The sequence below is a fragment of the Clostridium sartagoforme genome (assembly GCF_039521405.1).
Classification (GTDB): Bacteria; Bacillota; Clostridia; order Clostridiales; family Clostridiaceae; genus Clostridium; species Clostridium sartagoforme.
Genome location: NZ_BAAACH010000006.1, coordinates 46,997 through 55,064 on the forward strand (window position 1 = coordinate 46,997; position 8,068 = coordinate 55,064).

General features: G+C 28.3%; 7 protein-coding genes. All 7 read left to right on the plus strand.

What is annotated here, in order from left to right:
- Window positions 1-750, plus strand: coding sequence for a response regulator transcription factor (locus ABDZ60_RS02080; protein WP_016208776.1), 750 nt, complete (start codon window positions 1-3; stop codon window positions 748-750).
- 202 nt (window positions 751-952) lie between these two features.
- Window positions 953-2,035 (plus strand): BMP family lipoprotein, encoded by a 1,083-nt coding sequence (locus ABDZ60_RS02085; protein ID WP_343775469.1) that lies wholly within the window; start codon window positions 953-955, stop codon window positions 2,033-2,035.
- A gap of 15 nt (window positions 2,036-2,050) precedes the next feature.
- The gene (locus ABDZ60_RS02090; RefSeq protein ID WP_016208773.1) at window positions 2,051-3,355 is read left to right on the plus strand and encodes a pyrimidine-nucleoside phosphorylase; all 1,305 of its coding nucleotides are present in this window, start codon (window positions 2,051-2,053) and stop codon (window positions 3,353-3,355) included.
- Window positions 3,356-3,372: 17 nt separating this feature from the next.
- Window positions 3,373-4,038 carry a deoxyribose-phosphate aldolase gene (deoC, locus tag ABDZ60_RS02095; protein WP_343775475.1) on the plus strand — a complete coding sequence of 222 codons (666 nt, stop codon included), beginning with the start codon at window positions 3,373-3,375 and terminating at the stop codon, window positions 4,036-4,038.
- 1 nt (window position 4,039) lies between these two features.
- Window positions 4,040-5,239, plus strand: a complete 1,200-nt coding sequence (locus ABDZ60_RS02100; RefSeq protein ID WP_343775478.1) for a phosphopentomutase — start codon at window positions 4,040-4,042, stop codon at window positions 5,237-5,239.
- Window positions 5,240-5,680: 441 nt separating this feature from the next.
- Window positions 5,681-6,703 carry a LacI family DNA-binding transcriptional regulator gene (locus ABDZ60_RS02105; protein WP_047000216.1) on the plus strand — a complete coding sequence of 341 codons (1,023 nt, stop codon included), beginning with the start codon at window positions 5,681-5,683 and terminating at the stop codon, window positions 6,701-6,703.
- A 106-nt stretch (window positions 6,704-6,809) separates the two neighbouring features.
- Window positions 6,810-7,910 carry a BMP family lipoprotein gene (locus ABDZ60_RS02110; protein WP_016208769.1) on the plus strand — a complete coding sequence of 367 codons (1,101 nt, stop codon included), beginning with the start codon at window positions 6,810-6,812 and terminating at the stop codon, window positions 7,908-7,910.
- Window positions 7,911-8,068 lie beyond the last annotated feature (158 nt).

Genomic DNA, 8,068 nt, shown 5'->3' on the forward strand with positions numbered 1-8,068 from the left:
ATGCTAAATGTATTAATTGTAGAGGATGAAGCTCCAATAAGGGAATGGATAGGATATACTATAAAAAATATATCAGAAGAATTTAATGTTATAGGTAGCGTGAATAATGGTAAGGAAGCTTACGAATTAGCCTTAAACTCTAAGCCTGATGTAATAATAACGGATATAAAAATGCCAGTTATGGATGGAATAGAATTATCTAAAAAAATAAAAGAGTTATTTCCGGAAATTTATATAATAATATTAACTAATTTTGCTGAATTCTCATATGCAAAGGAAGCAATAAGTTGCGGAGTCTATGAGTATTTAATAAAATCAGATATTAGACCCAAGGAATTAAGCGAAATATTAACTAAGATAAATAATAAAATAAAAGCTATAGGAGATAATACTAAAGAGCAAAGATTAGAGAAAAAAGATATAAATAAAAACAAATCTTATTCTAGATCAATTGATAAGGCGTTGAAGTATATAGATAATAACTATAAGAATCATATTTCTTTAATGGATGTAGCTAAACATATATATCTATCTCATGAATATTTTTCAAGACTTTTTAAAGAAGAGGTAGGAGAAAATTTTAGTACTTATTTAACAATATATAGAATTAAAAAAGCAAAAGAATTAATAAAAAATACAGATATGAAAATATCACAGATTGCATCTGAAGTAGGATATTCTAATGCAGGGTATTTTTCTAAGAATTATAAGAAATACACTGGAGTTTCTCCAGAAGAAGATAGGTATTGATAAGTTTATAACTAAATGTCAAATAAATTATAAAAAATCAATATTTTATAAATAGATATAAAAAAACATATTTGATAAATAAAATTATATCCAAATAATTATATTTAATATCAATATTCTCTATATAAAGTAAAGGTTTATTTATGTATAATTATATTATACAAAAGATGTTATAGATAATATCTATTGCAAAGGAGATTAAATGGTTAAAAGAATAGATAAGGTATTAGTTATATTGTTAATACTGATTTCAACAATATTTTTTGTAGCAGCAATAGTTCTTAACTTCAACAATAATTCAAATGAAAAGGGAAAAGAAAAGAACTTAAAAATAGCAGTAATTTTTACAGGTAGTGGTCTTGGAGATAAATCTTTTAATGATTTAATTTATGATGGTTTATTAAAAGCTCAAAAAGAACTTGGTATAGAGTTTGATTATTCAGAACCTATACATGCAGAGGACTATGAAAAGAGTATAATGGAATTTGCAGAAACTGAAGAGTATCAATTGATTATTGCTATTGGGCCAGAACAAGAAGCAGATGTGAAAGCGGTTTCAGAAAAATATCCTAATCAAAAATTTACTTTAATAGATTCAAAGCTTGAAGCAAAAAATATAAGTTCACTTTATACAAGGTGGGAAGAACAAGCGTTTCTAAATGGAGTCGTTGCAGGATTACTTAGTAAAGAAGAATATGAGAAAATAGGTTATATGAATAAGGCCGGAATAATTTTAGGTATGGAAGTACCTCATTTAAGAGAAGGCGCAATTGGTTTTGAAGCTGGATATAGATATGTTAATCCAGATGGGGAAGTTATATCCGCAGTAGTAAACGATTTTAAGAATCCTTTAAAAGCAAGAGAAACTGCATTATTGATGTATAGTAAAGGTGTAAAATACATTCAGCATCTAGCAGGTGCATCAGGGCTTGGAGTATTTTCTGCAGCGAAAGAAGTAGGTGGATATGCCTTCGGAATAGATGAAAATCAAAATTATTTTGATCCTAGTGTTATAATTTCAACTGCTACAAGATATATGAATCAAATTATATTTAATGAAATAAAGTATGTGAATGATAATAGTTGGAATGATGGAGTTCATTTATCAGGACTAAAAGAAGGAATTATAGACATAACAAGAGAAGGATCAGAAGTAGAATTAGATGATAATATAATGAAAACTGTAAATAAAATAAAATCTAAGATAGTAAACGACGAATTAACAATACCTAAGAACAAGGAAGAACTTGAAGATTGGGTTAAAATAAATAAATATGAAAATTAAATGGAGGGTTTTAAAATGAGAGCTTTTGATATTATTGCAAAAAAAAGAGATAGTAAAGAATTAAGTAAAGAAGAAATAGAATTTTTTATAGATGGATATACAAAAGGTGAGGTGACAGATTACCAAGCATCAGCATTATTGATGGCAATATATCTAAATGGTTTCAATGAAGAAGAAACAGTTAATCTTACTATGGCTATGATAAAATCAGGGGATGTTGTTGATCTTAGCGAAATAAATGGAATAAAGGTTGACAAGCATAGTACAGGTGGTGTTGGAGATAAAACTTCTTTAATATTAGTTCCTATGGTTGCAGCAGCTGGAGGCAAAGTTGCTAAATTATCAGGAAGAGGATTAGGACATACTGGTGGAACACTTGATAAGCTTGAAGCAATACCTAATTTTGATATAAATGTTACAAAGGAAAACTTCATAGATTTTGTTAATAAATCAGGACTTGTAATAGCAGGTCAAACGCAAAACATAGTACCAGCAGATAAAAAGTTATATGCACTTAGAGATGTAACTGCTACCATAGACAGTATTCCATTAATAGCAGCAAGCATAATGAGTAAAAAAATTGCATCAGGTTCAGATGCAATATTACTAGATGTAAAATATGGTGATGGAGCATTTATGAAAACTAAAGAAGATGCTGAAAAATTGGCAGAAGCTATGGTATCAATAGGTAAGGGGTTAAATAGAAATACTTCAGCAGCAATAACATTAAATGGAGAACCATTAGGATATGCAATAGGTAATGCATTAGAAATACAAGAAGTAATAGAAGTATTAAGTGATAGGGGCCCTGAAGATTTAAGAGAATTATGTCTAAGACTTGGAGCACAAATGCTTAAATTATCAAATATAGAAAGTGATGTTAATAAGGCTAGAGGAATTTTAGAAGAAGTTCTTAAGAATGGTAAGGCTCTTGAAAAGCTAAAAGAACTTGTAGTTAATCAAGGTGGAGATGTAAGTGTAATTGAAAATAAGGATTTATTTACTATTTCAGAAGTAGTTCATGAAGTTAAAGCAAAAGAAGAAGGGTATGTATATGAATTAAATGCTGAAAAAGTAGGAATAGCATCATTATTAGCTGGAGCAGGAAGAGAAACTAAAGATGATGATATAGATTATGGAGCAGGAATAATACTATCAAAAAAGATGGGAAGCTATGTTAATAAAGGTGATTTATTAGCTACTATATATACAAGTGATATAAATAGAATTGAAAAAGCCGAAGAAATGCTTTTATCAGCTTATACAATATCTAATGAAAAGCCAGCTAAGGCAGATATAATATATAAAATAATTGAGTAATTACAAGAGGAGGAAATATGGATATAAAAGATATACTAAAAACAGTTGATCATACATTACTTTTACAAACTTCAACATGGGATGAAATAAAAACTATATGTGATGATGGTATGAAATATAAAGTTGCATCAGTATGCATACCACCTTCCTTTGTGAAAAGAGCAAAGGATTATGTTGGAGAGAACTTAAAGGTATGTACAGTAATAGGATTTCCAAATGGATATAATACAACAGAAGTTAAAGTATTTGAAACTAAGGATGCTATATCAAAAGGTGCAGATGAAATTGATATGGTAATAAATATAGGAATGGTAAAAGAAAAGAACTACAAATTTATTATAGAAGAAATAAAAGAAATTAAAAAGGCGTGTGGAGATACTATATTAAAAGTTATAATAGAAACTTGTCTTTTAACAGATGAAGAAAAAATAGAATTATGCGATTGTGTTACAAAGTCTGGAGCTGATTTTATAAAAACATCTACAGGATTCAGTACAGGTGGAGCAACTATTGAAGATATAGAGTTGTTTAAAAAATATGTTGGAAAAGATGTTAAAATTAAAGCAGCAGGTGGAGTAAAGAGTATTGAAAAAGCAGAAGAGTTTATATCAAAAGGAGCTTCAAGACTTGGAACTAGTTCAATAATTAAGATAATGAATAATGAAGAAGTTAGGGGGTATTAAGATGAAGAATTTTAATAGGGTATTCCTAGTTGTACTTGATTCTGTTGGAATAGGAGAAGCACATGATGCTGAAGATTACGGAGATAAGGGTGCAAATACTTTAGGAAATATAGCTAACTCAATGAATGGATTAAATGTTCCTAATATGGAAAAAATGGGACTAGGGAATATTGCAGATATTAAAGGTGTTAAAAGAGTAGAAAATTCAATTGCATATTATACAAAAGCAACAGAATTATCTAAAGGAAAAGATACGATAACAGGACATTGGGAAATTGCTGGTATCCATATAGAAAAGCCATTTCAAGTTTTTACAGATAACGGATTTCCACAATCATTGATAGATGAATTAGAAGAAAAAACTGGGCATAAATTCTTTGGAAATATTGCAGCATCAGGAACAGCAATTATTGAAGATTTAGGTGAGGAACACTTAAAAACAAAGAGCTTAATATTATATACTTCAGCAGATAGTGTTTTACAAATAGCTGCTAATGAAGAAATTATTCCACTAGAAGAGCTTTATAGAGTATGTAAAATTGCAAGAGAAATAACTTTAAAAGAAGAATATAAAGTTGGAAGAGTAATAGCAAGACCTTTTATTGGGAATAATAAAGAAAATTTTAAAAGAACATCAAATAGAAAAGATTATGCATTGAAGCCACCAACTAGTACTATGCTAGATGAATTAAATTTAATGAATTTAGATGTAGTTGGAATTGGTAAAATTGCTGATATATATTGCAATCAAGGAATAACAAAGAGTATAAAATCTAAGAGTAATGATATGGGTATGGAAGAAACAATAAAAATAGCTAAAGAAAATATGTATAATGGGTTAATTTTCTTAAATTTAGTTGATTTTGATTCAATGTATGGACATAGAAGAGATCCAAAGGGATATAAAGAAGCTTTAGAAAAATTTGATGTTCAATTAAGCACTCTTTTAAATGAATTAAATGATGATGATTTATTAATAATAACAGCAGACCATGGTAATGATCCAACATTTGAAGGAACAGATCATACTAGGGAATATGTTCCTGTACTAGTTTATAGTAAGAAGTTAACAGAACCTAAAGAAATAGATGTATTAAAGAGTATGGCAGATATAGGAGTATCCATAGTAGATAATTTTAATAAGGATAATAAGAAGTTTAATTTTGCCATAGGAGAGAGTTTCCTAAATAAAATTATATAACCTATAAAATATAAGCTTGCATTAAGTAATTATACAAATAATAGTTGAATGAGCTGAATATCTTGTTTAAAATATAAGATATTCAGCATATAATATCAGAAATATAGCTATTACATATTATTAAGACAATTAAGTATTTAATATAAAATTATAAATTTAAATATACAAGGATTATATTAACATCTAGAATATTTATAAAAATAGTAGTTAATTCCTAATAAATATTACAAAACCTGTGTTTAACATAAAACAAAAAGGAAAAGTAATTATTTAAGAATAAAAATAAATTAATATTAACTTAAGTAAATGTGATTATAGAAAAATTTATCAAAATCTATATTTAATAGAATTTAGGACTAGTATTAATGAATATAATAGATATATAATAGGCATATAGACAAATTTATTAAATTTTATCGTAGATACATAAGGAGAAAAAATATGGCAGTAACTATAGATGACATAGCAAAAAAAGCTGGTGTATCTTCTGCAACTATTTCTAGAGTTTTAAATAATTCCTCATATGTAAAAGAGGAAACTAAAGAAAGAGTTTTAAAGGTTATAGAAGAAATGAATTATGTTCCGAGTGCAATAGCAAGAAGTCTTTCTAAAAGAGAGACAAACACTATAGGAATAATAGTTCCGGATATAACAAATTCATACTTTGGTGAGATAATAAAAGGTATAAGTAAAATTGCAGAAGAAGTTAATTTAAATATAATATTATTTAATACAAATAATGATGTAAAAAGTGAATTAAAAGCATTAGATGAAGTTAAAAAGCATAGATTAAAAGGAGTTATAATGACTCCAGGGTTTGGAGATACGAAATTAGAAGATGTATTTATAGATATAATAAATAGTATAAATATACCTATTGTATTAGTTTCTGCAGATTTAAATTATATAAATTTAAATGGAGTTTTTGTTGATGATGTAAAAGGTGGTTTTGATGCTACTAAGTTATTAATAAATGAAGGTCACGAAAAAATAGGTATAATAACAGGAATAATTAGTTCAAGTTCAGCAATGAATAGATTAAATGGGTATAAAGAGGCATTAATCCAAAGTAATATACCAATTATAGATGATTATATAAAAGAAGGACAATTTAGTTTAGATAGAGCTTATGAAATAACTAAAGAATTCTTGGATATGGAAAACCCACCTACTGCGATAATTTCATGCAGTAATAGAATGACCTTAGGAACAATTAAAGCTTTATTTGAAAGAGAAAAGAATATACCAAGGGATATGGCGTTAGTTGGTTTTAATAAAATAGATTTAATAGATATAGTGGGAATTAATTTAACTTATATTGAAGATTCGCCTATGGAATTAGGAGTATCAGCTATAAAGTTACTTTTAGAGATATTTAAGAATAAAGATAATAAGAAGATAAATCGCATAAACATTCCACCAAAACTAATTTTAAATGGATCAGAAGAAAAAGTTAATAAATAAATATTGAGTTTATTTGTAAGCGGTATCAAGGGTAAAATTTTTGTTAAAAAGACGCACTTCTTTGTATATCAAAGATTGCTATATATTATTTTATGGAGGGATTATTATGAAAAAAAAGCTAATAGCATTAACACTTTCAGCTCTTATGGTCACTGGACTTGTAAGCTGTGGTAACAAGGGTGGAGAAACAGGTACAGACAAGAAAAATGATTTAAAAGTAGGTATGGTTACTGATGCAGGTACTATTGATGACAAATCATTTAACCAAGGTACTTGGGAAGGTATAAAGAAAGCAGAAACAGAATTAAAAGTTGAAACTAACTATTTAAAACCAACAGGAACAACAGAAGCTGACTATATGAAGGAAATTGGAAATCTTTATGATACAGGATATAAATTTATAGTTACTCCTGGATTTAAGTTTGAAACAGCTATATTCCAATCTCAAGATAAATATACAGATGCAAAATTTGTAATTATCGATGGATCTCCTAATAATGGAAAAAATGGAGCAGATAGAGTTGAAAAAGTAGCTGATAATGCAGTTGCTATATTCTTTGCTGAACATGAAGCAGGTTTCTTAGCTGGTGTAGCAGCCTCTCTTCAATTAAAAGAAGGAGAATTAGGTTTCATAGGTGGTATGGAAATACCAGCAGTTCAAAAGTTTAACTGGGGATTCCAACAAGGTGTTAAATATGCTAATGATAATTTAGGAACAAAGATGTCAATAAAAGCAGAAAATGTTGTTTATCAAGGATCATTTGATAACGTAGCAGCTGGACAACAATTAGCAGCAACTATGTTTGATAACGGAGTTAAAGCTATATTTACAGCAGCTGGTGGAGTTGGAGTTGGAGCTATAAATGAAGCTAAAGCTAGAGCAACAGCTGGAAAAGAAGCTTGGATTGTAGGGGTTGACGTTGACCAATATGCAGATGGTATTTACAAAGATGATAAATCAATCATTTTAACTTCTGCAATGAAGAAAGTAGATTCAGCTTCATTTGAAATGGTTAAAGCTGAATTAGATGGAAAGTTCCCAGGTGGACAAACTTTAACATTCGATGCTAAGAATGATGGTATAGGTCTTCCAAAAGAAAATCCAAATTTAAGTAAAGAAACTGTAAGTAAGGTTGATGAAATATTCAATCAAATAAAAGAAGGTAAAGTTAAAGTTGCATCTGAAAAAGGTGATTTAATTAAATAATTATAGAGGGAATTTAAAAGCTTAGCTTTTAAATTCCCCTCCAAGTATTAAAGAGGAAAGCGGTGAATTATATGGAGTATGTAGTAGAGATGCTTAACATTCGAAAAGAATTTCCAGGGATTGTAGCAAACGATAATGTTACATTACAACTAAAAAAA